The following is a 25,727-nucleotide window of genomic DNA, read 5'->3' as shown; positions in this document are numbered from 1 at the left end:
CGAACGTAAAGCGGTTACGCTCGCCTGCAACCTATGTATATAAAAAGCGCAGCACAGTCAAAGTGATTCGGACGGCAGCGCTGTCACGCAATGTTCACTGTTAGTTTTTGCGCAGCCGGTGTATTTCTATAGGCAAGGCTGTTAGTACGCTTTGTACCTGGCTAGATCGCTTCCGTAACAGTTTTTCCTGAACTTCCGGTGTTTATTTCAACCTGAGACTGATGGGGAAACTATGGCTGTCGCTGCTCCGCCTGAAACGCCACCCGTCCGCAAGAAAAGGAAATCCCGCGCATTGCCGGTGGGCTTGGAGCAGCATAGACTGGAGACGCTTTTCTCGCTTCCTGACATCCAGGCACAACCGACTCCCCTCCCCGTCCCTGCCATAGAAGCACGGTCATCCTATGTAGCGCCTCCCGGCCAGGTCAGCCAGCTTGATTTTTTCGCGCTCGCGGAACAGGAACCGGACGCCGGAAGCTGGAAATCTTCCCTCTGCAATGGCGGCGCGGCAAGCCGTGCTGCGCGAGGCCGCAGAAAGACGAAGAAATCCACCGTCTTGCCCGAAGGCACTACACAACTCACCCTGGATGATCTTTTCGCCAGCACCTCCCCTTTTGCCTGGCCGGAGCCGGAAGCCAGCCAGCAACCCGAAGAGGTCTACCGGCCCGCGCCGCGCAGGCGCACGAAGGAAAAAAAGAAAACCGGCTTGCCGGAAGGTATGGAGCAACCTACGCTGTTTGCCGCCTCCGGCGAGGCGGCAACGTCCGCAACCCCAACCCTGGAAGGAGAGCTAGCCTATGAGCGACCAGAACCCAGACAGCAAGCACAGCCACGACGCCCTGAGCAACCAGATTTTGACGCACTGGCAGAACCATTGTCCGAAACTGCTGGCGCAATTCCAGAAGGAGAACCGCCTGGCAACGGAGCTGGAGAGGACAGCGCAGCACATCACCGACCTGGAGTACGAGCTGATAGCGGTGAAGAAGATGAGCTACCCGGCAGCCAGGGAGATGATAGTGAATCAGTTCTTTCTGCCGGAAGAAGAATCGTCCTCGACGAACCCGAATCCGAGCTAACGCCCTCCCGCGATTTCCGCATCACGGAGGCGCACGGTGTCGGTTCCGGGGGACTCCATGAAAAGGCTCGCGCCAATATCGCCGCCATCCGGTGCCTCAAAACCCTCGAAGCCGAGAACCGCGAGGCTACGACCGAGGAAAAGGCCGTGCTGGTGCGTTATTCCGGTTGGGGAGCACTTGCACAGGTGTTTGAGCCGGAATGGAAGCTCCGACCGGAATGGAAAGTCCCCGCCACAGAGTTGCAGCAGCTTTTGACAGAGGAAGAATACCGATCCGCAAAGGCCACGACCCCGAACGCGCATTTTACGTCGCCCCTGGTGATTACGGCCATATGGAAGGGGCTGGAAAAGCTGGGCGTCAAGCGGGATGCGTGCGTGCTGGAACCTTCAATGGGTATCGGGCATTTCTTTGGGCTGATGCCGGAAAGCTTGCAGGGCTGCCAGAGAACCGGGGTAGAACTCGATTCCCTCACGGCGCGGATTGCGAAGCAGCTCTACCCAGATTCTAGGATATTTCATAAAGGATTTGAGGAAACCGCGCTACCGGATAATTACTTCGATGTGGCGGTCGGTAATGTGCCGTTCGGGGATTATGGCGTGCATGACCCGGACGAGAAGCTGAAGAAATTCACGCATCCTATTCACGATTATTTCTTTGCGAAGACGCTCACAAAGCTCCGTCCGGGCGGCATCATGGCGCTTGTGACCAGCCGCTACACGATGGATAAGAAAGACGATATTATTCGCAAACACCTGGCGCAGCAAGCAGACCTGATAGGCGCGGTACGGCTCCCGAACACCGCCTTCAAGGGCAACGCCGGGACGGAAGTGGTGACGGATATCCTGTTTTTGCGCAAAAGAGCCGCAGGGAAGGAAGCGGCAGGCGAAGCATGGACAGAAAGCCAGACCGTCAAGGTGGAAGGCCGCGAGGTGTTCCTGAATGAGTATTACATCCACCACCCGGAGAGGATGCTGGGCGAGCTGACGCTTAAAGGCTCGATGCACCGTGACAAGGAGCTGACGCTCTCCGGCGAACTCACGCCGGAGAAACTGGAAGCAGCCATGCGGGCGCTGCCGGGGGGCGTGCTGACTCCCCGTGCGAAAGGCCGGTCGCCGCCTGCCCTACCGATTGCCGACCCGGAAGCGTTCAGCGGCGTTAAGGACGGTGCCTATACGCAAGTAGACGGCAAGATTGTCATCCGCACCGGCCATAGTTTCACTCCTACCGCCCTCTCCGCTTCCGCGAGCGCCAGAGTGCGCGGCCTGATGCAGGTGCGTGATGCGGTGCGCGAGGTGTTCCGAACGCAGCTCGACGATGCACCGGATGCCGCCATCACGAGAGCCAGAGCTGAACTCAACCGGGCCTATGACCGCTTCACCAGGCAATATGGCTGCATCCACGACAAAGAAAACCTCCGGGTGTTCACCTGCGATCCCGACCACCCCCTCCTGCTTTCCCTCGAAGATTACAACGCCGAAAAGAAATCCGCCGCGAAGACGCTCATCTTCACGCAGCGCACCTTGCAGCGGGCGAAGCCGCTGGAGCATGTCGAAAGCGCCTCGGAGGCCCTGGCTATTTCGTTGAACGAAACCGGCGCGATTGACTGGCAGCGCATGGCATCCTTGACCGGCAACAGCGTCAAGGTGATGCAGGCGGAACTCGAAGGCCAGGTTTATCTCAATCCCGAAGGCGATTGGGAAACGGCGGACGAGTATCTGAGCGGCGATGTGCGCAGGAAGCTCAAAGTGGCGGAAGACGCTGCCGGGCTTCACGCACAATACCGCCCCAATGTCCTTGCGCTTAAAGAAGTGCAGCCGCCCGACATCCAGCCGGGCGACATCAACGCGAGGCTGGGCGCATCGTGGATACCGCGCAACGACATCCGTGATTTTATTGCCGGGCTGCTCCAGGTGTCCCAAGACCAGGTGAAGGTCGGGCATTCCGGGCTGATCGCTACCTGGTCAGTGGATTTAGGCCAATACGCCGCGCAATCGGTGAGCAACAGCACCACCTGGGGCACAAGGCGCATGGACGCGGCATCGCTCGTGGAGACGGCGCTCAATATGAAGACGCCCACCATCCAAGATACGGATGCCGATGGAAAAACCACCGTCAACCAGACGGAAACCATTGCCGCCCGCGAGATGCAGCAGAAGCTCAAAGACCGCTTCGCCAGGTGGATATGGGAAGACCCGGAACGCACCGAGCGCCTGGCTAGGGCTTATAACGACCGCTTCAATAACATTCGTCTGCGTACCTATGACGGCTCACACCTGACGCTCCCCGGCATGAACCGGGTGGGACTCAGGGGTAATGACCTCGACCCTCACCAGAAAAACGCCGTATGGCGCATCTTACAGACCCGGAACGCGCTCATCGGCCATTGTGTGGGCGCGGGCAAGACGGCCACCTGCACCGCCGCCTGTATGGAATTAAAGCGTCTGGGCTTACGTTCCAAGCCGATGATTGTCGTGCCGAACCACCTGGTGGAGCAATGGGGCGCGGCATTCCTCCAGCTCTATCCCCATGCCAATATCTTTGTGGCGGGCAAGGAATTCTTTGAGGAGGGCAAGCGCGAAAAGGCGATGGCGCGTATCGCCAGCGGCAACTATGACGCGGTGATACTCTCCCACAAGTCCTTTGAAAAGCTTCCTGTTGCCGACAGAACCTTCCAGCGCTTCGTCCAGCAACAACTGGATGCGTTAGAGGATGCCATACTGGAAGCGAAGGCGGATCGCGGCGGCAACCGTTCCGTAGTCAAAGACCTGGAAAAAGCCAAGAAACGCCTGGAGGCCAAAATCAAGAACCGCGCCGGGCGCGAGAAGAAGGACGACGGTGTAACGTTCGAGGAGCTGGGCATTGACCAGATTATTGTGGATGAAGCTGATCTTTTCAAGAATTTGAGCTTTACGACCAAGATGGGCAGGCTGGCCGGAATACCCAATAGCGAGAGCAACCGGGCTTTGGATATGTTCATGAAGACCCGGTATGTCAGCGAACGCGGCGGTGGCATCACCTTTGCCACCGGCACCCCCATCAGCAACACGATGGCCGAGATGTACACGCTCATGCGCTACCTTGCGCCGGAGCAGTTGGAAGCGGCAGGGGTAGCGCATTTTGACGCCTGGGCCGCGAACTTCGGGGAAGCCGTGACCGCGCTGGAGCTGGCCCCGGACGGCAGCGGCTACCGGATGAATACGCGGTTCGCCAAGTTCGTGAACCTCCCTGAGCTGCTTTCACAGTTTCGCACCTTCGCCGACATCCAGACGGCACAGATGCTGAAGCTGCCGCGTCCGAAGCTCGAAGGCGGCAAGCCACAGGTGATGGTATCCCCTGCGTCACCAGCGCTGAAAGAATATGTCTCCGGTCTGGTCAGGCGAGCGAAATTGATTCGCCAGGGCACGGTTGACCCGTGGATCGACAACATGCTCAAAATCACGGGCGACGGCAGGAAAGCCGCGCTCGATATGCGCCTGGTGGGCCAGGAAAACGGCGCGGGCCAGGATACGAAGGTCAGACAGGCCATTGATAATATCTTCCGCATCTGGAAAACCACCGCCGGTAAAAAGTCAACACAGGTGGTGTTCTGCGACATGTCCACGCCCGCGCCGGGGAAGTTCAACGTCTATGACGAAATCAAAACCCACCTGATAGCACGCGGCATCCCGGAAAAAGAAATCGCCTTTATCCATGACGCCGATACCGACGCCAGGAAAAAGACGCTGTTCGATGCGGTCAATGCCGGGCGCGTCCGCATCCTGCTGGGCAGCACTGAAAAAATGGGCGCAGGCACCAACGTCCAGAAGAAGCTGAAAGCCAAGCATGACCTGGATTGCCCCTGGCGTCCCCGCGACATGGAACAGCGCGACGGGCGTATCCTGCGTCAGGGCAATGAGAACGAGAGCGTGGAGATTTACCGCTACGTCACCGAAGGCTCGTTCGATGCCTATATGTGGCAGACGCTAGAGACGAAGCAGCGCTTCATCAGCCAGATTATGAGCGGCGATGTCACCGTGCGCGAGGCGGAGGATCTGGAGAGCAGCGCCCTGAACTTTGCAGAAATTAAGGCCATCGCCTCCGGCAATCCGGCAGTGATGGAGAAGGTGCGCATTGATACCGAAGTGCGCAGGCTCGACATGCTGCGGGCGGCACATATAAACCAGCAGTATGAAATCGGCCAGGAAGTAAGAGCCTTGCCCGGACGGATTGAACGGGTCAAGCAATCGCTTGCCGCACTACGCGCCGACATCGCCACCCGCGATGCGCATGGGGGAGAGAAATTCACCATGACCATAGGAGACAAGGAATATACCGGCAAGAACGCCCGCGAGGAAGCGGGCAAGGCGCTTACTCAGGCCATCACATCCGCGCTCTGGGAGGACAGCGAGAAATTGATGTCACGCGGCCACACCAAAGGCTTTGAGATATGGAGCAGGCCGAGTCGGCGCGAAGGCGGCATGCCGGAGTTGTACCTGCGCGGCGCGAGCGCCTATTATGAAGTCAACTTCAACCCGGAAAACCCGCTCGGCACCATAGCGAGCATCGAACACGCGCTCCGCAATCTTGACCGGGACGCCGAAAAGGAGCAGGCCACCTGCGGGCGCATGGAGAAGGCGCTTACCGATTTCCGCGAACAGCTCACGCGTCCCTTTGAGCATGAGGAAAAGCTCCGCGAGCTATTCGTCAGGCAGCAGGACATCAACAAACAACTTGACCTCGACAAGGGCGACGTGCAGGCCGCAGCGGCCAACGACAATGCGCCGCAGGAGGAGGAAGAGAAAGCCCAGGAAGGCTATGTGTCCCGTCTGGAAGCCGGGCGCGGAAAAGTTAGGGCAAGGGTGGCGGAACCGGCGGCGTAGGCTAAGGGGATATACCTCATAATGACGACTATTTCATGACAGTTATTGCTGCGTGCTGAAATTGGATTATATTTTTTATAAAAAAAATGTTAATCGCTTCTTTAAGTTCATTCCTGATACCGTGCTATTCTACTAAAGAATAAAGAAGATGGAATTAAGCCATGTGCGGTCGCTTTGGGCAGGCTCGTAAGATTACGGAGTTAAAACAACTCTATGCAGCCGAAGGCAATATAGAATGGCCTGGTAGTTACAACATAGCGCCCACAGAACTCGCTCCGGTCATTATCGAAACTACCTCCCAGGAAAGGGAGCTGAAACTTGCCAGATTCGGTATGCCTATGACCATAAAGGGCAAGTCATTTCTCCTGTTAAACGTCCAATCCGAGAAAGCGGCTACCAGAGAGGATTTCAAGTTTAGACGCTGCGTTATTCCCGCCGATGGATTTTATGAGTGGGAGAAAGTTAGCCCAAAGGACAGGCAGCCTTATTATTTCAGCCCTAAGCAGGGAATTTTTTCTTTTGCAGGATTATGGATGCAAGGCAGAACTGGCCTTTGCTTTACAATACTGACCGTAAGTGCTAATGAGTTAGTGCAGCCCATACATGGCAGAATGCCTGTTATTTTAGGTCATAATGCCGTCTATCAATGGCTTGCTCCTAATTCTACCGTCGAAACTTTGAAATTGCTGGTGGAACCGTTCCCTGCTTCTTTGATGCAATCATGGAAAGTCAGCAAGGCGGTAAATAGCCCCAGCAACAAGGACATCATATGCATAAACTCTCTGTAGCTAGACCGTTAGATACGGCAACGCTATTGAAGCCGGTATATTCCGCGCCTGTCCTCCGGCCCATATTTCAGGTGCCTGCCGGTTATCCCTCTGCTGCCCAGGATTACATGGAGCAAGAGCTTGATATAACTAACTTCATGCTGGGGCATCGCCGCGCTTCGGTGTTCCTCTTCAGAATTGGTGGCAATTCCATGATAGAAGCCGGAATATTCAATGACGATATTATTATTGTCGATAGCGCATTGGAGGTACAGGACGGCCATATTGTCGTCGCTTCCGTCCTGGGTGAATATACGTGCAAGTATTATCGCAAAGTGAAAAACCAGGTATGGCTAGTGCCTGCCAATCCTGAATTCAAACCCATCAAGATAACCGAGGAAATGGATTTCAGTATTTTTGGTCGCTACGATGGATTAATACGCAAGACCCAATCCCGCAATACCAAGCCCTTTAAAATACCCACTCTGGAATAAGGCTTATGTTCGCCCTTATCGACTGCAATAATTTCTATGCGTCGTGTGAGCGTGTGTTTCAGCCCAAGCTAAACGGCAAGCCGGTTGTGGTGCTTTCTAACAACGATGGTATGGTGATAGCCAAGAGCAATGAAGCAAAAGCACTTGGCCTTGATTTGGGAATGCCTTATTTTGAAATCAAGGATGTGCTGAAGAAGCACAATGTGGCGGTGTTCTCCAGCAACTACACCTTATACGGCGATTTTAGCCGCCGTGTGGTGCAGACTTTGCGCGAGCTGACCACTGATATTGAAATTTATTCGATTGATGAAGTCTTTGCAGATCTGAAAGCATTCAAGAGTTATGATCTGCTGGCCTACGGAAATACCATCCGTGACACGGTAAAAAAATGGACGCATATCCCTGTTTCGGTCGGCATCGCCCCTTCAAAGACACTGGCAAAGGTTGCGAATAAGATCGCCAAGAAAAGCTCCGGGGTTGTCCTGCTCGATACCCCACAGAAAATCGAGGAGGCATTAAGAAGCTTTCCGGTAGAGGATATATGGGGAGTAGGAAATAAGCGGCTTGAAATGCTCCTGCAAAGGGGCATCCGCACCGCCTGGGAACTAAGAAACATGCCTGATAGTTGGGTACGCAAGAAGATGACGATAACTGGCCTGCGTATGGTATATGAGCTAAAAGGTATACCCTGCATCCCGCTTGAAGCACAGCCGCCAGCAAAGCAGCAGATAATATGTTCCCGTTCCTTCGGCTATTTCATAACCACGCTTAAGGATATGGAAGAGGCGATGACATACTATGCTACACGCGCAGCGGAACGTTTGCGGGAGCAGAAGGAAGTTACCAGGGATATACTTGTTTATTTTGAAACCAGCAGATTCAACGGCGCACAGTATCATCCGTCCTGTGTGGTAAATCTGCCGAAAGAAACCTGTTATACACCCGATATTATAAAGGCGACCGTTTCGGCAGTGAGGAAGATATTTAAGGCGGGCTACCGCTACCGCAAGGGCGGTATCATACTGTTAGAGCTTAAGCCAGCAAGTCAGCGGCAGTTTGACCTGTTAACTTCCAACGATGAGAAGAAGCAGGAAACGATTATGATTGCTCTCGATAAAGTAAACAGGAAGTACGGAGACAATACCCTGTTTTATGCGGCAGCAGGCATAAAACAGGAATGGCAGATGATGCGCAGTATGAAAAGCCAGAATTACACCACTCAGATAACCGAATTGCCGATAGCAAGTTAAAATGCATTGCCTGACCGCCGAGGGGGACAAAGCAAAGGTATGGGTGGCCGAAACGGCGGCGTAGCCGTAGCTATACCCAGGTTGCCGATAATGTTTCAGCTTGCTGGAGCACTAAATCAATGGCGCGTTGCTCTAAATCAGGCGGATATTTGTATTTTCGTAGTATCCGCTTTACTAAAAGCCTCAGCCTTGCCCTGACTGTATCGCGTACAGACCAATCAACCGATATATTTTTACGCAGTTGGGTAGTGAGTTCTGTCGCAATTTTCCTAAGCACCGCATCACCCAATTCCCTTACTGCTGCCTGATTTGTTTCCAGGGCATCGTAAAATGCTATTTCCTCGGCACTTAATCCTAAATCCTCGCCACGTTCCGCCGCTGCCTTAAATTCCTGGGCCATCGCTATCAATTCTTCGATCACCTGGGCCGTTTCAATAGAGCGGTTGCGGTATTTGTTGAGGGATTGCTGCAAGAGATCGGAGAATTTCTTATTTTGCACTACATTGTTCTTAAAACGGGATTGAATATCATTCTTGAGCAGTCGTTCCAGCAGCTCCACCGCCAGATTCTTATGAGGAAGCAGGCGTACATCATTGAGAAAATCATCGGATAAAAGTCCGATATTCGGGTTCTTCAGCCCTGCCGCTGCGAAGATATCCACCACTCCGTCTGCGGCAATCGCTTTGCTGACAATTTGCCTGAGCGCATGTTCCCGCCGCTCATCATCAATTTTGCTGGATGCGGTGTCGTGCTTGGTAATAGCGGCTCTAATGGCTTGCAGGAAGGCCACTTCTTCCCGGTGTGGAATCGCGTCTTCATAGGTACTGCATAAGGCAAACGCCTGGCTCATGGCACTGACGCAATCGGCAAAGCGTTTCAGCCCATCTTTCTGACCCAGGATATGATCCGCCGCGCCAGGTAATAGCTCAAAGGCATCGGTTTCATAATCCGAATAATCAAAGCCATGCATCATGCCACGCGCTACGCTGAGTTTTTCAAGGAAGAAATCAAAGGCTTTCTCAATAACTTCCGTTGGCTCCCCTTTTCCGCCACTGGCAGTGTATTCGTTCAGCGCTTCACGCAGTTCGTTTGCGATGCCGATATAATCGACAACCAGACCACCAGGTTTATCCTTAAAGACACGATTCACGCGGGCTATGGCTTGCATTAAGCTATGCCCACGCATGGGCTTATCAATGTACATGGTATGCAGGCAGGGTGCATCAAAGCCTGTAAGCCACATGTCCCGCACAATGACGATTTTGAAGGGATCACCAGGGTCTTTAAACCGTTGCTCCAAATCCTTTTTGACTTGCTTGGAGTACAGATGAGGGCGCAAGATGGCTTTATCGCTGGCGGAACCTGTCATAACTATCTTTATGACACCCTTTTTGGGGTCATCATCGTGCCATTCGGGGCGTAACTCAATGATAGCATTATACAGGCGGGCGCAGATGTCACGGCTCATGGCGACGACCATTGCTTTCCCGTCAATAACCCTGAGCCTATTTTCAAAATGCTGTACGATATCGGCGGCGATTTGCTTTAAGCGTGGTTCTGTTCCGACCAGTTTTTCGAGTGCCGCCCAGCGGGATTTGGTCTTTGCAGCCGCGCTTTCCTCCTGGTCTTCCGTCAGCTCCTCGACTTCTTCGTCAATCCGAAGATTTTCGTCATCGTTCAGCTCCAGCTTGGCGAGCCGTCCCTCATAGTAGATTTTAACCGTGGCCTGGTCTTTTTCCGCCTGCTCCATATCATAGACATGGATATCCGGCCCAAATACCGCCCGCGTGTCACGGTCGGTCTGGGAAACAGGCGTTCCTGTGAAGGCAATGAAGGTTGCATTGGGCAGGGCATCGCGCATATGCTTTGCATACCCGTATTCAAACTCGCCTTTTTTGTTCAGGCGGGCTTCCAGGCCATATTGAGTACGGTGAGCTTCATCACAGATAACGACGATATTATGCCGCTCGGATAGCAAGGGAAAGCTATCCTCATCCTCACCCGGCGTGAATTTCTGGATGGTGGTAAAGATAATACCGCCCGATGGCCGGTTAGCAAGCAATTCCCGTAAGCCTTTGCGGTTATCAGCCTGTGCTGGCGTTTCGCGGAGTAAATCCTTTGCCATACTGAAGGTGCCGAAAAGCTGGCCGTCCAGGTCGTTCCTGTCGGTAACGACGACGATAGTCGGATTCTTCATTTCCGGGTTCGTCATGACCTTACCAGCATAACAGGCCATAGAGATGCTCTTGCCGGAGCCTTGCGTATGCCATACCACGCCAGCCTTGCGGTCGCCGTCAACCGCAGCGGCGGCAAGCGTCCTGGTCATAGCCAATCGTACTGCATGGAACTGGTGATATCCGGCGATTTTTTTGACGATTCCTTCTTTATCTTCCTCAAAAAGGATATAGTTCTGGAGGTAATCCAGTAGAAATTCCTTGTTGAAGACGCCTTTTATCAGCGTTTCCAGTTCTCTCATTGTGCCTAGCGGGTCAATAGCGTGGCCGTCAATGGTGCGCCAGGTGGAGAAGCGCTCCTTATCGGCAGTCAATGACCCCATGCGAGCTGTTACGCCATCGGAGATAATCAGCATTTCATTGGTGTTGAACAAGTCGGGGATATGCTCTTTGTAGGTTTGAAGCTGGTCGAAAGCTTTCCAGATATCGGCTTCCTCATCAGCAGGGTTCTTCAGCTCCAACACGGCTACCGGCAGTCCGTTCAGGAAGACGATAATGTCAGGGCGGCGCGTATGTTGAGTGCCTCGAATGGAAAATTGGTTGACCACTAGCCAGTCATTCTTTGTCGGTTCAGTGAAATCCACCAGATAGACCTGATCACCCACAGTCTCGTTACCCCGCTGATATTGTATCTTGACGCCATCGCGCAGCCAGTGGTGGAACTGCCGGTTAATCTGGATCACAGTGGGCAGGTTTGGTGCAAGAATCTGGTGAATAGCATCATCTATGGCAGCCGCAGGAATGGCCGGATTGATAATCTGGAGCCGGGTTTTCAGGCGCTCCATAAGGATGGTCTGGCGGTAATTATCGCGCTCAGGTGCAGTTCCGTCTGGCGGTGGGGCTATGTCCGGGCCGAAGACCACCTGATAGCCTAGTTCCCGGAACCAGCCCAATGCCGCTTGTTCAAGCTGATCTTCCGTGATGTGTGTCATAGTGCCAATGCCTCTACTGTTTCACTAACCTTGTCTACCCGCAGTTTGCCAGAGATGAGGCGAGGAAGTAGTAAATTGCGAAGATTCATTAAAGAAGATATGTTGAGATCATTTTCTGCTATTCTATCGTAAATTGGTTTGGCAATACTATTAAACTCTTGGATTATAGATTTGCTGGGAACTATAACCTTGATAGGTCTGAAAACAGATTTGCTGATTTCCGCAAAAGTAGTCCCTGTAGCCCGCGCTTTAATTTCTTCTAATGTATGGTATGTCCAATTTAAAACAAAATATGAAGAAAGCTCTTTGGTGCACTTCATTGCAATAAAACCTTGATTTATCGAAGTAGGAACCTTTGCTAACGCTATATATCCTACTGGTGCGCGAGAAGAGAGAAGAATCGTGTCAATAGGTAATTGACCCGAAGCGATTTGTCTTACTCCAAGCTCCGTAATTTTACGTTCTGTATCAAGTAGAATTGGAGATTTTAGTTTAGAAAGGTCTTTAGGTGTAGCCCAGTAAAAATCACCATTCTCCCAGTAAGCTGCTTCTTGCGTGCTCGGTGTTGAACCTCCTACTACTTCAACTTCTTTTCCTATTTCGCTTATTGCCCATCCCTTTGGAATAGGTCCAAGTATGGATTCAATGAAAGTTGAAGGAAACAGTGCAACAGTAGCTTCATCCATGCCTTCAGGCTTGCGCCCTTCGGCTTTGGCTTTTACTGGATCAAAATTCACGAACCATGATTTGAAAAGCGTCTGTGCTATGCCTTCAAGCGTCTTATTCATACGCTGGTTCAGTTCAATTCTCTTATCAAGGCAGGAAAGAAGCCTTACGACTTCGCGTTGTTCATCGTTCGGAGGCAAGTTGATACTTGTTGTGGTTGCAAATAGTGTATATTGGAAACGTGCAACGCCTGTATGCTGTACATGGAAGACTTCTATCCTTCTGCTTTCATACATATATTGAAGCCACCAGAATATATACTCTGGGTCTGCAATATCAGAATGAACTCTCAAGAAACGACTGAAACTTGCGCAAGTGATAGGCAAATCTGTTTTATTAAAAAGTTCAGGTTTCAGAATCACAGAACGGCCTGTAGGTTGGTCTTTCGTACCACCCGCCGTTTCAAGAAGAATATCGTATGGCTTGAGAGATTTACGCTCTGCAATATGGCGAGGAATAAATCGTTCTGGAACGTCGTCGAGCCGAAAATTTCTGACGGCCTCAAAATCAGTTCCCCGGATAACCTTCATTCTGACAAGATCTTCCCCCGGTTCTCCTTTTCCCCATTCGCCATCCTTTGTTTCTAGCAGAATGTCTTTAAATAGGTATTCGCTCATCAGAATCCATACCCCACCTTCTTAAGTTGCTGGCGGATTTCATTGTCCAGGCTCTCCCCTTCTTCCATCTGTTCTTTTAGTTGTTGTGTTAAATAGACCATCTTTTCACCAAAAGCTCCGTCATCATCTTCAGTTTCTTCTGCTCCAACATAGCGCCCTGGCGTAAGAACATAACCGTTCTCCTTAATCTCCTCTTTTTTAGCAGCATATGCAAAGCCAGGAATGTCCTGGTATTTTTCTGTGGTTTCGCTATCTGCTCGCCAAGCATGGTAAACAGTTGCAATTTTGGTAATATCCTCGTTATCAAACACACGAGTTACGCGGGTATCCATACGTCCCAACTTGCGGGCGTCAATGAATAAGGTTTCTCCGCGCCGGTCACGACCATTAGTGCGTTTATCTTTTGCCAGGAACCAGAGGCAAGCCGGAATCTGTGTATTGAAGAAAAGTTGTGAGGGCAAGGCCACCATGCAATCCACGACATCACGCTCGATCATTTCTTTGCGGATTGCCCCCTCGCTGTTCTGGGTAGAAGACATAGAACCATTTGCCAACACGACGCCTGCCAAACCGGAAAGTTTCAGGTGATACAAAATATGTGACAGCCACGCATAGTTTGCATTGCCAGCAGGCGGAGTACCATACTCCCAGCGTGCGTCCCCAGTCAGTTTTTCATTCCACCAGTCGGAGATATTAAAAGGAGGATTCGCCATAATATAATCCGCCCGTAAGTCTGGGTGCTGATCGCGGGTGAAACTATCAGCAGGCTCTTTGCCCAGGTTGAAATCCATTCCCCTGATAGCGAGGTTCATTGCCACCAGCCTCCAGGTCGTAGGATTGCCTTCCTGCCCGTAAATGCTGATGTCGCCAAATCTCCCGCCATGAGATTCGATGAATTTCTCAGACTGTACAAACATCCCGCCGGAGCCGCAGCAGGGATCATATACCTTGCCTCTATGTGGTGCGATGATTTCCACAATCACTTTGACAACAGAGGCAGGAGTATAGAACTGCCCACCCTTCTTTCCTTCAGCGGTGGCAAACTGGCCGAGGAAATACTCATAGACCTCGCCCAATACGTCACGAGCTTTTTCCTTTCCCCCAAAACCAATTTTGGAAATAAGGTCAACCAGCTCGCCCAGCCTGCCAGGTTCCAACTCCGTCCGGGCAAAGCGTTTATCCAGGATATTCTTCAGGCGAGGGTTCTCAGTCTCAATGGCAACGAGCGCGTCATCTATCAGCTTACCCAGGTTGGGCTGCTTCGCATTATTGCGTATACTCTCCCAACGTGCATCTTCCGGCACCCAGAATACATTGGCCTCCGTATAATAGTCACGATCTTCCAGTTCTCTTTCCAGGCTGTCCTGGTCGGGAAGATAATATTCATCATCGGGATCAGTGAACTTGTGGCGCAGCTCTGTCTGGCGTTCAGAAAACGTGTCGGAAACATATTTGAGGAAAATAAGGCCGAGGACAATATGCTTATACTCGGCTGCGTCCATGTTGGAACGTAGCTTATCTGCCGCCGCCCAAAGCGTCTTTTTTAATTCTTGGCTAACCATCGTCTGTCCTAGAAATTAATATTTGTTTATTACGAGCTTGTTCACCGACAGTATAGCAAATTAACGATTAATGCCAGTTTTTGCAAATATGTCAGCTCGTTATTTGCCGGAATTTTCTCTTCAATTCTATCAGTAACGCCGCCATTTGGCTAGACTTTGGCCCTTCAGATCGCTGAAATTGGAATCCTCCGGTGGATTTTCCCGACATGGTTATCATTGGAGCTGGCGATCCGCAACGGTCATCCCGACTACAGGGCCAAAGCTGGTCGAAGCAGCGGCATGATTTTGCACATTTTAGTATGAAAAAGTATGAATTCGTGTTACTATTGTTCAAATTATATAATAATGCCCTTTATGTCACAAATTGAACGTATGACCGTCGCTTTGCCGGTGGAAATGGCGGCTACCATCAGGCTTGCCGTAGAATCCGGGGATTACGCCTCCAGCAGTGAAGTGTTCCGGGATGCTATCCGCGACTGGAAGCACAAGCGCCAGTTACAGCAGCAGGAAGCGGAAAGTATCAAAGCAGGGGTACGGCAGGGGCTTGCCGACCTTAAAGCAGGCAATACCAAGCCTGCGGAAGAGGTATTGACCCGCCTGGAGAAAAAATACCAGGACATGCAGTAACCTCATGTTCTGTATTTTCACGGCGCAGGCGGAAACCGACCTGGAGAGCATCGCGGACTATATTGCGCTCGATAATCCCGCCCGTGCCCTTTCTTTCGTACAAGAAATCCGGGAACGTTGTCGTCACATCGCCCACGCACCGCGAGGATATCCACTCGCACCGGAATACGGTGAGGACATCCGAAAGCTTCCCTTCGGCAACTACCTGATACTCTATACACTCCAGGCCGACGACATTGTTATTTTGCATATTCCGCATAGCGCCAGGGATTTACCTGTTCATAGCTGAATCCTTCCACTTTTTGTTACCCCTGCGGCAATACATATGCTAAAGTCAAAGCATGGACAAGAATCCGACATATTCTGGCAAGAAACCTTTGGTTACAGCCTCGACTGCCTTACCGAAGTCGAGGCAGGATATCTTGCTCGTCAATCATCCTTTGACGCCATCCGAGGATGCTTGGCTAAGGCAGCAGAAGAAGCTCGTAGCAGCGGCCTTTCAGCAATCCCTCTCTAACCCACAGTAACAGTTCTCTATAGATTGCCCGCTGACGGGTTCCGTACCGGCAGAACGGTACGCCTTATTCCTTTTTCGTTGTTTTCGGTCACTTGTCTAGCGGAAGCCCGCCGCAGGGCATGCCAGTTCCTCCCGCCCCATCTTCCGCGCTTCGCTTGTGCAGACAGGTGCCCCGCGTCGGAGCTGGCAGCCGCGCCGGTTCCCGCTTTTCGGCAGTTCCTAACAACGTAAAAGGAGATAAGCCGATGACTTCCGCACCGCTCACATTTGAAACTATCAACAGCAATACCATTATTCATGGCGACTGCTTACGTGTCATGCCTCAGATTTCAGCCGGAAGTGTTGACTTCATTCTCACTGACCCGCCCTATATTACCCGATACCAGGATCGCTCAGGCCGCAGCATCCAGAACGATGATAACGATGCTTGGCTGAAACCGGCCTTTGCCGAAATGTACCGCGTCCTTGCCCGCAATAGCTTCTGCGTCAGCTTCTATGGATGGCCGCAGGCAGATCGCTTTATGAACGCTTTCCGCGCCGCAGGGTTCCGCATCGTTGGGCATCTGGTATTTCCGAAGCGTTACACTTCCGGCTCGCGTCACCTGCGTTACCAGCATGAATGCGCGTATCTGTTGGCGAAGGGCTATCCGAACGAGCCGGAATACCCGATTGGCGACGTAATTGACTTCGTTTACAGCGGCAATAGGCTGCATCCGACCGAGAAACCCCTCTCGGCGCTTCTGCCACTGGTGGAGACGTTTTCAACCTATGACGGCCTAGTGCTTGACCCGTTTGCCGGTTCTGGCTCTACCCTTCACGCAGCAAAGAGCTTAGGCCGCAGATATCTTGGCATCGAACTGGATACTAGGTATCACGCTCTGGCAGCAAACAGGCTTTGCGCGGTCTAACCGTCCGCTACGGCTGCGTCTGGCTTGTACGTTGATAGAGGGAGCTGTATAATTAACCCACCTATCCCATACATTGGGAAAAATCCAGGTGGAGAAGATGATTCAACGAATTCCCCAAAGGGGTAAAACAGACTGTACAATTTGTGTTGTAGCAATGGTCATGGGACATCAATACAGCTATGAGCGTGTTCTGCAAGATAGTGAGAAATATCCCAAAATTTCGGAAGAGGGTAAATTTTATGGGTGGTGGGAGACATATCTTAGAGATGAAGGCTTTCTCATAGAGTATCGTCCGTTTATGGAGTTGTATAGCCTGCCACAATATAGAGGCAGCGTAGTTGGCCTTTTAATGTTCGATGTTCCTCATATAAAGTATTCACATATTGTTGCCGTGGACGAGCTGGGGATCATAGACCCTGCTGATAATGCTCCTCCACATGTGGATATAGGGGAGTATATTCTGCAACGTAGAAGTCAGGGGGCCGTGTTTCATAATGAGTTTCTCGCTGTAGCAGACTCCAAGACAGTAACATATTAAAACACTCATTGAGTGGAATAGAAGGTGTAAGTGTTTGATAATATTCTCCGAGAGCTAAAAAAGATAGAGGCCGGAAGCCAAATTACCATCTCGATGCCTACTGATAACGACGGTTACTTTGATCGGCGTTGTCCCTCTGAAGCGTGTCAGGCTGACTTTAAGGTTCTAATGGAGGACTGGAAGCAGAAGGTCAGTGATGCTCAAGTGTTCTGTCCGATCTGTCGTGAGGAAGCGAAAGCAACCGAGTGGAGTACCTCGGAGCAGCAAGAGTATATCCGCCAGGCCGGAATCAATTATATCCAGGGCAAAATCGGCCAGGCACTCTCTCAGGATGCACGCGATTTTAACCGCAGGCAGCGCCCTGGCTTTATTAACATGTCCATGTCCTACAAACCAGGCGCTCCGACGCTGATTATTCCTATTAGTGCCGCCGAAGAATTGAGGCAGAAATTTACCTGTGAGCAATGTGGCTGCCGATATTCCTCCCTCGGAGCCGCATTCTTCTGTCCTGCCTGTGGTCATAATTCGGCAGAAAGCACCTTCTCGCAGACCATCGAAGCGGTACAGAAATCCCTATCGGCTTTACTTGCTATACGAGAGGCAGTGCAGGCCGTAGCCGACGCAGATGCCGCAAAGAATACAGTACGCGAAATCCTGGAAAACAACATGGGGCGGTTGGTAGGGGCTTTCCAGCGGTTAGCAGAAGCCCTCTTTGACCGCACTCCTGCGGCCCCGACCACGCGGCGTAGGAAGAATGTCTTCCAGAATCTATCCGAAGGATCAGCTCTGTGGAATGCTGCAACCGGCAAGGGATATGCAGACCTCCTAACACCTGCCGAAATGGCTGACCTCTTGCGGTTGTTCCAGCAACGCCACCTTTTTGCCCACTGTGAAGGCATCGTTGACCAGGACTATATCACTAAATCAGGAGATACTACCTATGTCATCGGGCAGCGGCTTGTCATTCGGGAAGGAGCAGTAAGCCGACTTGCTGAACTTGTTACAAAGCTGGCCGACGAGCTGAGAAAATTAGTGTAAGCCGTTTCCAGATTTGATTTCGGCAATTAAGCAACATCAATAAATAGCTACCGATAATTTAGGGTCGGTAGCTATTTATTCTGCTTAACGCTGCCAGTGAGATATAACCCGAAATATCGCCTTTCTGAAAAATATTCTTTCTTTCCCTACTGTTCATTCTCCACGAATTTATGAATTAGGAGGCGAGCGTGCGTCGGTATGATGGGGTGTCTATTAAATTGTGAAATGTGACTTAGCGGACAAATATGTCTACTCACCGAATTAAGAGACAGCCTAAGCCCCAACTCCTGTCTGCTAATCTATAAATTCGCGACCGCGTTATCTGAAGACGTGATCAGATACGGAAAGCTGTCCGGGTGGGAGTGCAGCCTCGCACCCGACTTGACGGGATAAATATAATTGTTTGTATGATTAACAACGCTTATGGGGGCTGGACGCCACTAAGAAATGCTTTAAGGAAACTTGATCTTAATGACACATTAGGCGTTATCAAGGTTTACTCTGCATTTAAGGCCGTTCGTACACCATCCCCATTCCCAGCAGATATGGAAGTGCATCGGGCCGTGTATTCAGACGAGCGCCTCATTCTTCCCTGGGAAATGGAAATTCTTGCTCGTGAAGCAATTATTGTCTGTAATTCTCAGCCAAGTACGCGGTACACTGGTCGCAAATGGGATACCTTTGCGAGCCTAATCAACAAGCTAAGGGAGTTAGAGAATTATATTTCTCAGTATTTAGTGGACGATAAAAAAATTTTGCAGGAAGTCACTGTCCGTATTCCTCATCAACAATTTAAATATCAGACAGAGCATCCCAGCAAGGCAGCTATGGTTCGTTATAGTCATATTTTTGGACATCTGTCAGTCGAGCCAATAGTAAAAGCAAAAACGGGCTTATTACCAAAGCAGCTATTTACGATTGGGGCTATCTTGTGGATTAAGTATGTTACCCAATACCTCGGTGTACATTATCCGCTTGATGATCTGTCACTACCAGGTATCACTCAGGCTGATTATGACAAATTTATACAGTTATACTCACTGCCTATGAAAGAGCTGAAGCAACGTTTAACAGCCGAACGTAAGCTCGATAACACATTTATGTATCAGTTCCATACTCTTCAGAGTTACCCCTTAATTCTTACAGAATTAAATAATCGCGCATCTCATATTTGTCCTATCCCTACCCTGCTGTTCTGGCGCATTAGCTCAGGTTTGTTCTACGATCTGGTCAAGGAGCCAGGCTTTGATCAGGCATTCGGCACTGCGTTCCAAGATTATGTCGGTGACATGCTTGAAAAAACGCTTATTGGCACGTCGTCTACGGTCTACCCAGAAGAACCTGATACGCGACCTAAGCGGGCCGATTGGATCATCGATCAGCCTACCTCTTTTATGCTCGTAGAGTGCAAGACGAAACGTATGACCATCGGCGCACGGACGAATATTCAGGATGACATGGAGCTACATGCTCAACTTGAAGTGATAGGCAAAGCAGCAGTACAATCCTATCAAGCCCTTGAAGCCTATAAAAATGGTAAATATAGGCCACAGCAATATCCGTATAATCCGATGAAACGCCCATTTATTTGTGTTGTTACGTTGGAAAATTGGCGTTTAATGGGGCCTGAGCTTGAACGGCTTCGGGAAATTGTCAGGAATAAGCTAGTAGAGGCAGGGCTAGCTTCTACCCTTATAGAGCAGGCTCCGCTTATACTATGCGCGGTTAATGAGATGGAGGAGTTCGCTTATCTGCTCAAAACAAAAAGTCTGGAAGATCTTGTGCTTGATTACTGGAACGACCAGGAAAAATCTAGCTGGAGCTTTATTGGTTATCTAAGCGACAGATTTAAACATGAGCTTGAATCCTATCAACATGTATTCGCTGGTGAATTTGAAATTATCTTTACTGTTAAATAGCCTCGCAGAAAGATGCAGATACATAAAACCTCGCCTGAGCCTTGTGGTATGGTGCGTTTTGTTCAAACTACGTTTCAGTAATTCAAGCGCCTGGTGATAACTTGGGAGCCTATCCATAGTTATACGGGGCTGCATCCGTGGTCGGTATCACGGTCATGGGCAGGCGCTTTCTCCGGCATTGACAATGCTACCGATAACCTTCTATTCCCGATAGCATCCCTGTCTTGAATTTTGCTCACCATATTCTTCCCCTACTGCCCACTCCCTTTGCATCTCGCTTATCCCGGCGAGGCAAGCCGATAGCGCGAGCGCGTCAATAACGCATTTTCCCCTGTCGCTTCGCGCCATTCCTCGCGCAACAAAATGCTATGACCCGCATCGCTTCCAGCTACCGGCATTTCCTTTCGCCGGAAGCGAGGCTGCATAGGGGCAGCCTCCGATAACGAAAAGGAGAAGTTTATGGGTACACGTTCAAATATTGGCATACAGAACTTAGATGGCAGCTATGACGTTATCTACTGTCATTGGGATGGCTATCCGTCGCACAATGGAAAAATCCTCTATGAGCACTACCAGGACATAGAGAAGATTAAGCAGCTACTTGCATTAGGCGACCTGTCTTCCCTCGGTGAAGAGATAGGCGAAAAGCACCCGTTTGACACTATCCATATGACGGAAGCGCAACGCCAGGCGCATGAAAAGAAATACGGCAAGATATGCACAGCCTATGCGCGTGATCGGAACGAGACCGACACGGAAGCCCGGCATTACAAAAACTATGATGAGCTATGCGCTATGCTTGAAGAGGCATGGACGGAATGGGTGTACTTCTACCGTATGGAAGACGGCAAATGGTATTACACGAACAATCCCAGCCCGACATGGTTTAAGTGCTGCGGTACTGAGCAAATGCAGACTTCTCTGCTCACACCGGAAGCATGGCAGAATAAGGTTATCTAATTACTGGTAAGCGTCCGGTGGTAATCGCCGGACGCATTACATAATATCCACTACCCCAAAAGTAGACTTCAGCAAATGACGAGCTTGTACCAAGAGTGTGTATCTGGGGTACACCCTAACCGGACAGTCAAGAAGCACCTCCAACCATGTCAGAGTAGGATTGATAATCTTATTTATTGACATATGTCATGTTATCTCTTAGAGTCTATCCTGACAAAATGGGGTAAAAATGGCATCTAAGGGACAACGCATCGGGTATGTGAGGGTTAGCAGCTACGACCAGAACGAGGCCCGCCAGCTCGAAGACATGGGAGAGCTGGATCGCCTCTTCATTGACAAGGCATCCGGTAAAAACACAGAACGCCCCAAATTGCAGGAACTATTAAACTATGCCCGTGAAGGCGATACCATCGTGGTTCACAGCATGGACAGGCTCGCCCGTAACCTGGATGACCTCCGGCAGATTGTCAAAACCCAGACCAGTCGCGGAATATGCGTACAGTTCATTAAGGGAAACCTTACATTCACTGGTGATGACTCGCCTCTGGCTAACCTTATGCTTGCCGTGTTGGGAGGAGTGGCACAGTTCGAGCGCGACCTGATTAGGGAACGCCAACAGGAAGGGATTGTCCTCGCCAAGAAGCGCGGAGTGTATAAGGGACGCAAGAAATCATTATCCGGAGAAAATCGAGGAGTTGCGTCGGCGGGTGAATGCAAACGAGAAGAAGAAGCACCTTGCCAGAGAATACGGCATCAGCCGCGAGACGTTGTACCAATATCTCAAACAAGGAAGTGGAGATTGATTATGGCCCCTGCCCCCGTTACGCTCTACCATATTGACCCAGCCAGGAATATGAAGCGTTTTTATAGGCTGGATCTACAGCCTGACCTGTTCGGAAATCAGTGCCTCATCCGTGAATGGGGACGAATAGGACGGCCCGGCCAGGTGCGTAGTATCCCCTACCCTACCAGCGACGAAGCGCAGGTTGCTTTTCAGAAACAGAGGGCAACGAAAGAGCGGAGAGGGTATATCACTTAATGGCAACGATACAGCTATTCTTAATTCCTATGGCTAATTTGGTGCTTTTCTAGCGAAATATCATCTATTATCAGTAACCGGAGCGATTAATCTACTAGAATACTGAGATACCAAGATACGGAGCTACCAATATATAGGTAAGTTAATTTATTAGTGTCTTAATTTATTTGTCTCTCTGGCTACCAAGATGCTTGCTGCTACTGTTTTTCTGATGAAACATCATCTGTTGTCAGTAGCAGAGCGGCAAGTCTATTGGGATACTGAGATACCAAGATATGGAGCTACCAATATATAGGTAAATTAATCTATTGGTACCTTAATTTATTTGTCTCTTTGGCTATTAAGGTACTTGTTATTATTGTGTCCCTAATGAAATACCCTCCCATTGGTAGTAACCAGGACGACCAATCTACTAGGATACTGAGATATAAAATTATCAATATATAAATAAATTAATCTATTGGTGCTTTAATTTATTTATCTCTTTGACTACTAAGATACTTGTTGCTACTGCTTGTTTTACAATAACGGAGCAGGATCAATGGTTAAATATGGCATATCCAGCAACAAGGGGGGGTAGGAAAGACAACCACCACAATATCACTAGGCACAGCCGCAGCTCGCAGAGGGTTAAAAACGCTGCTAGTGGATATGGACGGGCAAAGTAGCTTGACAGAATATTTTATTGACCTTGAAACAAAAGAAGCCATTAACCCAAGCATGGCGGAAATGTTACTAGATAAGCGCGGCCAGGTCAGAATAGAACCTGTTCAGCTCATGGAAAACCTGTATATATTGCCAGCTAATACCAAACTGGCAGAAGCAGAGCTAGTAATAGCGAGTTATAACAATCCACAAGCATTATTACGGCAGCGCCTTAGATTGTATGATGGCGAGTTTGACATCTGCCTGATGGACAGTCCGCCAGCAATCGGCCTCTTGACACGTAACGTTTTAGGCGCGAGTGACTTTGTTATAGTCCCAATGGCAACAGAGGAAATGGGTATCAGGACATTACCGCAAACCCTGGCGCAGATTGATGAAATCAAGGAAAGCGAAGTAAACACGGCTATAAAATTATGGGGCATCATAGCCACCATGTACGATATACGCGAAGGCGAAGACCGCAGAATATTAGAAATTTTAAGAAGTGACTACGCCCAGGAGCTATATAGTGAAGTGCTGCCACGCCGCACGGGATACAAAAAGGCCGTAGGAAACAGGGCGGATATAAGCGACGTTGACAAGGATCTAGGCAAATATTGGAGCAGACTGGCGAGAACCTTGTTTAAGGATACTCTGACAAAGAATAGATTGCAAACTAAGGAGATAGCTTAACATGCCTGCCCAAAAGACCGCCCCGCAGACCAGGCAACGCCCAAAAATTAAAAGCTCATTCGGCGCAGTTCTCAGCACACAGCAACAAGTAATAGAACAAGATACTAATACCTTAGTATCTCAACTGCCTGATATACCAGTATCCCAAGATACTGCTATCCCGGTATCCCAGCATAAAAAAGCTAAAGAACAGCGTACCAAAAAAGGCGTTTATCTCAAACCCTCAACCGCAAAGTGGCTAGACATACAGGCGGCGACGGAGGGCAGGGAAATTAGCGAAATCACAGAAGAGGCTTTAATTTTGCTGCAAAAGGCGAAGTCAGAAAATCAATGCTAATTGAGGCAATTAATGTCCTGTTTATAAAGTACGGATTAAGTCGGATTGTGGACGAGTAAGGGGACACGCCAAAACCCTAAATTAAAAACGAGGTGTAAATTGGAAAAACGGCATGACCACAAGTAAAAGCAAAAAGAAATTGGATGAAGCACCAAAAGTTCTAGCTGTGGCCGTATCAAAAAAGCTTGAGAACTATGATCACTCTAAGCCTCAACAGCTTACCCTCTTTGAAATGCTGTTGCCACAAGACAAGGACTATTCCAATACGATTGAACTATATGACTTTATTCCGAAATACACCTATGGAAAGGTCGAACGAATTGCTGATAAGTTTCTCGACTTATTGGAACGGGAATTTGAATGTAGAACACACAAATATAAAGTACAGATAAGCCCTGCCGTCATAAAAGATAAAGATGGTATCGCCCGTTATTATTATCCGTCCAAACGTGAGGAAATAATTGAGGATGCACTTAGAAAATTTATGGCCGAAGGACAGGGGTACTTTCTGGATGGTATGGCCGGTGTTACATTTACCCTTTATCAGTTGCAAGAAGAACTAAAGAAAAACGATCACAGCTACAGCATCCAACAGCTTAAAGACGCACTGATGATATGCGCCAGGACAAACCTCACAGTTACAAACGAAGAGGGCAAAGCCATTGTTATATCCAATATATTTGAAACAGTGGGCCTTCAAACCCGCGAAGATTGGAAAACAAAAGGTAAAAGCACCAAAGCCTTCGTTAGATTTAACTCCTTAGTAACAAAAAGCATTGAAGATCTGACCTTCAGACAAATAAATTACGAAAAAGTGATGAGTTATAGGAGCGTTATTGCCCGGCAACTCCACAAACGCATGAGCCATCATTTCACCCAAGCTAGCATACATATCCCCTATACTATATCACTCACAACTATTATTCGGGATTTTGGTCTTACTAAATACGCTAAACTTTCAGGTAATTTGCGCGATGTAGAAATTGCTCTTGAAGAAATGAAAGAAAAAAAGATCTTAATAATTTATCACATTGATAAAGTGTTAGAAAGCTCCAAGCGGAGCAAGCTTATTGATGCAATGTTTTCACTACATCCAAACCCACATTTTGTATCAGATTCGATTAAGGCAAACACACGTACTAAGGAAATAAAACACAAAATATATAGTTCTGACTCTCCAAAATAGAAAAAGGCTTCAATATATAGCTTTGACTCTCCAAACTTTGTACTCATCAGCCTCTTAAATTTAGAGTTATCCCCAGGTAATATATAGTTTTGACTCTCTTTTAATTTGATATCCTGCAAATCGTAGAAAAATCTGTAGTTTTGACTCTCTAAAAACTATTCGTTACAAAAATACCACACTAAAAAGCATTTTATCCACAAGCAAATCTATAGCTCTAACTCGCCGAATATATAGTTTTGACTCTCTAAAAACCACAAATATATAGTTTTGACTCTCTAATAGCCGCTCAATGTATAGTTCTGACTCTCCAGACTTGGAAAAAAGGATCAATTATATAGCTTTGACTCTCCTAATAAACCGCTATACTACTGTATTATAGGCCACAATTCGGCGTCTAAATTCCTTATCCTTCTTATCCCAAATAAATATATATAGAGAACTTTAGAAAGGCACATACAACACCCTACAAAAATCCATCCTTGTGCTTTGCGAACTCAAGGCATACGAGCCTTTCGTTCGCGTAAAGAAGGAGTCCCTTCTTTACCATTCATCCCTATAAACGGAGTTCGCTTCGCTCACATAGCCTATTTGTTTAAGAAGGGGGGCGATGATTTGCGCATCTCCCCCCTTACGCTTCGCACAGCTTCGCTATCCCCCCTCTGGCAAGTTATAAAACTGTGCGCGGCTCACAGCGCCGCGCATAATATATGGCTGAGTGCGCCGCCACAGGCGGCGCAGGCTCGGCAAAATGAAAATGGGGAACCGGCCATCTTTGCCTTAGACCGGCATCCTGAGTGATACAGGAA

General features: G+C 49.4%; 19 protein-coding genes and 1 pseudogene. 16 read left to right on the top strand and 4 right to left on the bottom strand.

What is annotated here, in order from left to right:
• Positions 1–232: 232 nt before the first annotated feature.
• The 4 genes from EPA93_RS03895 (at position 233) to EPA93_RS03880 (ending at position 8,443) form a co-directional block, all read left to right on the top strand.
• Positions 233–5,932: a DEAD/DEAH box helicase family protein gene (locus EPA93_RS03895; RefSeq protein WP_129885778.1), complete on the top strand. Its 5,700-nt coding sequence runs from the start codon at positions 233–235 to the stop codon at positions 5,930–5,932.
• Positions 5,933–6,093: 161 nt separating this feature from the next.
• Positions 6,094–6,720 carry an SOS response-associated peptidase gene (locus tag EPA93_RS03890; protein ID WP_129885777.1) on the top strand — a complete coding sequence of 209 codons (627 nt, stop codon included), beginning with the start codon at positions 6,094–6,096 and terminating at the stop codon, positions 6,718–6,720.
• Entirely contained in the window at positions 6,702–7,193 is a 492-nt protein-coding gene (locus tag EPA93_RS03885) for a LexA family protein (RefSeq protein WP_129885776.1), read from the top strand. The genes EPA93_RS03890 and EPA93_RS03885 overlap by 19 nt, the downstream gene beginning before the upstream one ends.
• A gap of 5 nt (positions 7,194–7,198) precedes the next feature.
• Entirely contained in the window at positions 7,199–8,443 is a 1,245-nt protein-coding gene (locus tag EPA93_RS03880) for a Y-family DNA polymerase (protein WP_207229444.1), read from the top strand.
• Positions 8,444–8,513: 70 nt separating this feature from the next.
• Here the strand turns inward: EPA93_RS03880 and EPA93_RS03875 are convergent, their stop codons facing one another.
• The 3 genes from EPA93_RS03875 to EPA93_RS03865 are packed head-to-tail and all read right to left on the bottom strand — an operon-like array spanning position 8,514 to position 14,514.
• On the bottom strand, positions 8,514–11,600 hold the full coding sequence (locus tag EPA93_RS03875) for a type I restriction endonuclease subunit R (protein WP_129894429.1): 3,087 nt from the start codon (positions 11,598–11,600) through the stop codon (positions 8,514–8,516).
• A 5-nt stretch (positions 11,601–11,605) separates the two neighbouring features.
• Positions 11,606–12,952: a restriction endonuclease subunit S gene (locus EPA93_RS03870; protein WP_207229442.1), complete on the bottom strand. Its 1,347-nt coding sequence runs from the start codon at positions 12,950–12,952 to the stop codon at positions 11,606–11,608.
• The gene (locus tag EPA93_RS03865; protein WP_129885774.1) at positions 12,952–14,514 is read right to left on the bottom strand and encodes a class I SAM-dependent DNA methyltransferase; all 1,563 of its coding nucleotides are present in this window, start codon (positions 14,512–14,514) and stop codon (positions 12,952–12,954) included. The genes EPA93_RS03870 and EPA93_RS03865 overlap by 1 nt, the downstream gene beginning before the upstream one ends.
• A gap of 354 nt (positions 14,515–14,868) precedes the next feature.
• On the opposite strand from EPA93_RS03865, the gene EPA93_RS03860 reads away from it, so the two are divergent.
• From EPA93_RS03860 to EPA93_RS03835, 6 genes are all read left to right on the top strand, one after another.
• On the top strand, positions 14,869–15,141 hold the full coding sequence (locus EPA93_RS03860) for a ribbon-helix-helix domain-containing protein (RefSeq protein ID WP_129885773.1): 273 nt from the start codon (positions 14,869–14,871) through the stop codon (positions 15,139–15,141).
• Positions 15,142–15,145: 4 nt separating this feature from the next.
• Positions 15,146–15,430, top strand: a complete 285-nt coding sequence (locus EPA93_RS03855) for a type II toxin-antitoxin system RelE/ParE family toxin (protein ID WP_129885772.1) — start codon at positions 15,146–15,148, stop codon at positions 15,428–15,430.
• A 473-nt stretch (positions 15,431–15,903) separates the two neighbouring features.
• Positions 15,904–16,566, top strand: coding sequence for a DNA methyltransferase (locus EPA93_RS03850; RefSeq protein WP_129885771.1), 663 nt, complete (start codon positions 15,904–15,906; stop codon positions 16,564–16,566).
• 97 nt (positions 16,567–16,663) lie between these two features.
• Positions 16,664–17,104: a hypothetical protein gene (locus EPA93_RS03845; RefSeq protein WP_129885770.1), complete on the top strand. Its 441-nt coding sequence runs from the start codon at positions 16,664–16,666 to the stop codon at positions 17,102–17,104.
• A 30-nt stretch (positions 17,105–17,134) separates the two neighbouring features.
• Positions 17,135–18,142, top strand: coding sequence for a hypothetical protein (locus tag EPA93_RS03840; RefSeq protein ID WP_129885769.1), 1,008 nt, complete (start codon positions 17,135–17,137; stop codon positions 18,140–18,142).
• A gap of 407 nt (positions 18,143–18,549) precedes the next feature.
• Positions 18,550–20,061 (top strand): hypothetical protein, encoded by a 1,512-nt coding sequence (locus EPA93_RS03835; protein WP_129885768.1) that lies wholly within the window; start codon positions 18,550–18,552, stop codon positions 20,059–20,061.
• 278 nt (positions 20,062–20,339) lie between these two features.
• Here EPA93_RS03835 and EPA93_RS48200 read toward each other — a convergent pair whose 3' ends face one another.
• Positions 20,340–20,486, bottom strand: a complete 147-nt coding sequence (locus tag EPA93_RS48200; protein ID WP_165422859.1) for a hypothetical protein — start codon at positions 20,484–20,486, stop codon at positions 20,340–20,342.
• 34 nt (positions 20,487–20,520) lie between these two features.
• On the opposite strand from EPA93_RS48200, the gene EPA93_RS03830 reads away from it, so the two are divergent.
• From EPA93_RS03830 to EPA93_RS03805, 6 genes and pseudogenes are all read left to right on the top strand, one after another.
• Entirely contained in the window at positions 20,521–21,021 is a 501-nt protein-coding gene (locus EPA93_RS03830) for a hypothetical protein (protein ID WP_129885767.1), read from the top strand.
• 229 nt (positions 21,022–21,250) lie between these two features.
• Positions 21,251–21,824 (top strand): annotated as a pseudogene (locus tag EPA93_RS50240) (recombinase family protein).
• Between the two features lie 2 nt (positions 21,825–21,826).
• The gene (locus tag EPA93_RS03820) at positions 21,827–22,060 is read left to right on the top strand and encodes a WGR domain-containing protein (protein WP_129885766.1); all 234 of its coding nucleotides are present in this window, start codon (positions 21,827–21,829) and stop codon (positions 22,058–22,060) included.
• A gap of 549 nt (positions 22,061–22,609) precedes the next feature.
• Positions 22,610–23,398, top strand: coding sequence for a ParA family protein (locus tag EPA93_RS03815; protein WP_129885765.1), 789 nt, complete (start codon positions 22,610–22,612; stop codon positions 23,396–23,398).
• A 1-nt stretch (position 23,399) separates the two neighbouring features.
• Positions 23,400–23,735 carry a hypothetical protein gene (locus EPA93_RS03810; protein WP_129885764.1) on the top strand — a complete coding sequence of 112 codons (336 nt, stop codon included), beginning with the start codon at positions 23,400–23,402 and terminating at the stop codon, positions 23,733–23,735.
• Between the two features lie 112 nt (positions 23,736–23,847).
• Positions 23,848–24,921, top strand: coding sequence for a hypothetical protein (locus EPA93_RS03805; RefSeq protein ID WP_129885763.1), 1,074 nt, complete (start codon positions 23,848–23,850; stop codon positions 24,919–24,921).
• Positions 24,922–25,727 lie beyond the last annotated feature (806 nt).

Origin of the sequence: Ktedonosporobacter rubrisoli, assembly GCF_004208415.1 — a bacterium.
Lineage (GTDB): Bacteria > Chloroflexota > Ktedonobacteria > Ktedonobacterales > Ktedonobacteraceae > Ktedonosporobacter > Ktedonosporobacter rubrisoli.
Note: the sequence above shows the minus strand (reverse complement) of the source record. Positions and strands in the feature narration are given on the sequence as shown.

Excerpts from the sequence above, each read along its gene's own strand:
- EPA93_RS48200 (WP_165422859.1), bottom strand. The coding sequence starts at position 20,486 with ATGCAGCCTCGCTTCCGGCGAAAGGAAATGCCGGTAGCTGGAAGCGAT.
- EPA93_RS03855 (WP_129885772.1), top strand. The coding sequence starts at position 15,146 with ATGTTCTGTATTTTCACGGCGCAGGCGGAAACCGACCTGGAGAGCATC.
- EPA93_RS03850 (WP_129885771.1), top strand. The coding sequence starts at position 15,904 with ATGACTTCCGCACCGCTCACATTTGAAACTATCAACAGCAATACCATT.
- EPA93_RS03805 (WP_129885763.1), top strand. The coding sequence starts at position 23,848 with ATGACCACAAGTAAAAGCAAAAAGAAATTGGATGAAGCACCAAAAGTT.
- EPA93_RS03895 (WP_129885778.1), top strand. The coding sequence starts at position 233 with ATGGCTGTCGCTGCTCCGCCTGAAACGCCACCCGTCCGCAAGAAAAGG.
- EPA93_RS03835 (WP_129885768.1), top strand. The coding sequence starts at position 18,550 with ATGATTAACAACGCTTATGGGGGCTGGACGCCACTAAGAAATGCTTTA.
- EPA93_RS03830 (WP_129885767.1), top strand. The coding sequence starts at position 20,521 with ATGGGTACACGTTCAAATATTGGCATACAGAACTTAGATGGCAGCTAT.
- EPA93_RS03845 (WP_129885770.1), top strand. The coding sequence starts at position 16,664 with ATGATTCAACGAATTCCCCAAAGGGGTAAAACAGACTGTACAATTTGT.
- EPA93_RS03870 (WP_207229442.1), bottom strand. The coding sequence starts at position 12,952 with ATGAGCGAATACCTATTTAAAGACATTCTGCTAGAAACAAAGGATGGC.
- EPA93_RS03865 (WP_129885774.1), bottom strand. The coding sequence starts at position 14,514 with ATGGTTAGCCAAGAATTAAAAAAGACGCTTTGGGCGGCGGCAGATAAG.
- EPA93_RS03860 (WP_129885773.1), top strand. The coding sequence starts at position 14,869 with ATGTCACAAATTGAACGTATGACCGTCGCTTTGCCGGTGGAAATGGCG.
- EPA93_RS03880 (WP_207229444.1), top strand. The coding sequence starts at position 7,199 with ATGTTCGCCCTTATCGACTGCAATAATTTCTATGCGTCGTGTGAGCGT.
- EPA93_RS03885 (WP_129885776.1), top strand. The coding sequence starts at position 6,702 with ATGCATAAACTCTCTGTAGCTAGACCGTTAGATACGGCAACGCTATTG.
- EPA93_RS03890 (WP_129885777.1), top strand. The coding sequence starts at position 6,094 with ATGTGCGGTCGCTTTGGGCAGGCTCGTAAGATTACGGAGTTAAAACAA.
- EPA93_RS03810 (WP_129885764.1), top strand. The coding sequence starts at position 23,400 with ATGCCTGCCCAAAAGACCGCCCCGCAGACCAGGCAACGCCCAAAAATT.
- EPA93_RS03820 (WP_129885766.1), top strand. The coding sequence starts at position 21,827 with ATGGCCCCTGCCCCCGTTACGCTCTACCATATTGACCCAGCCAGGAAT.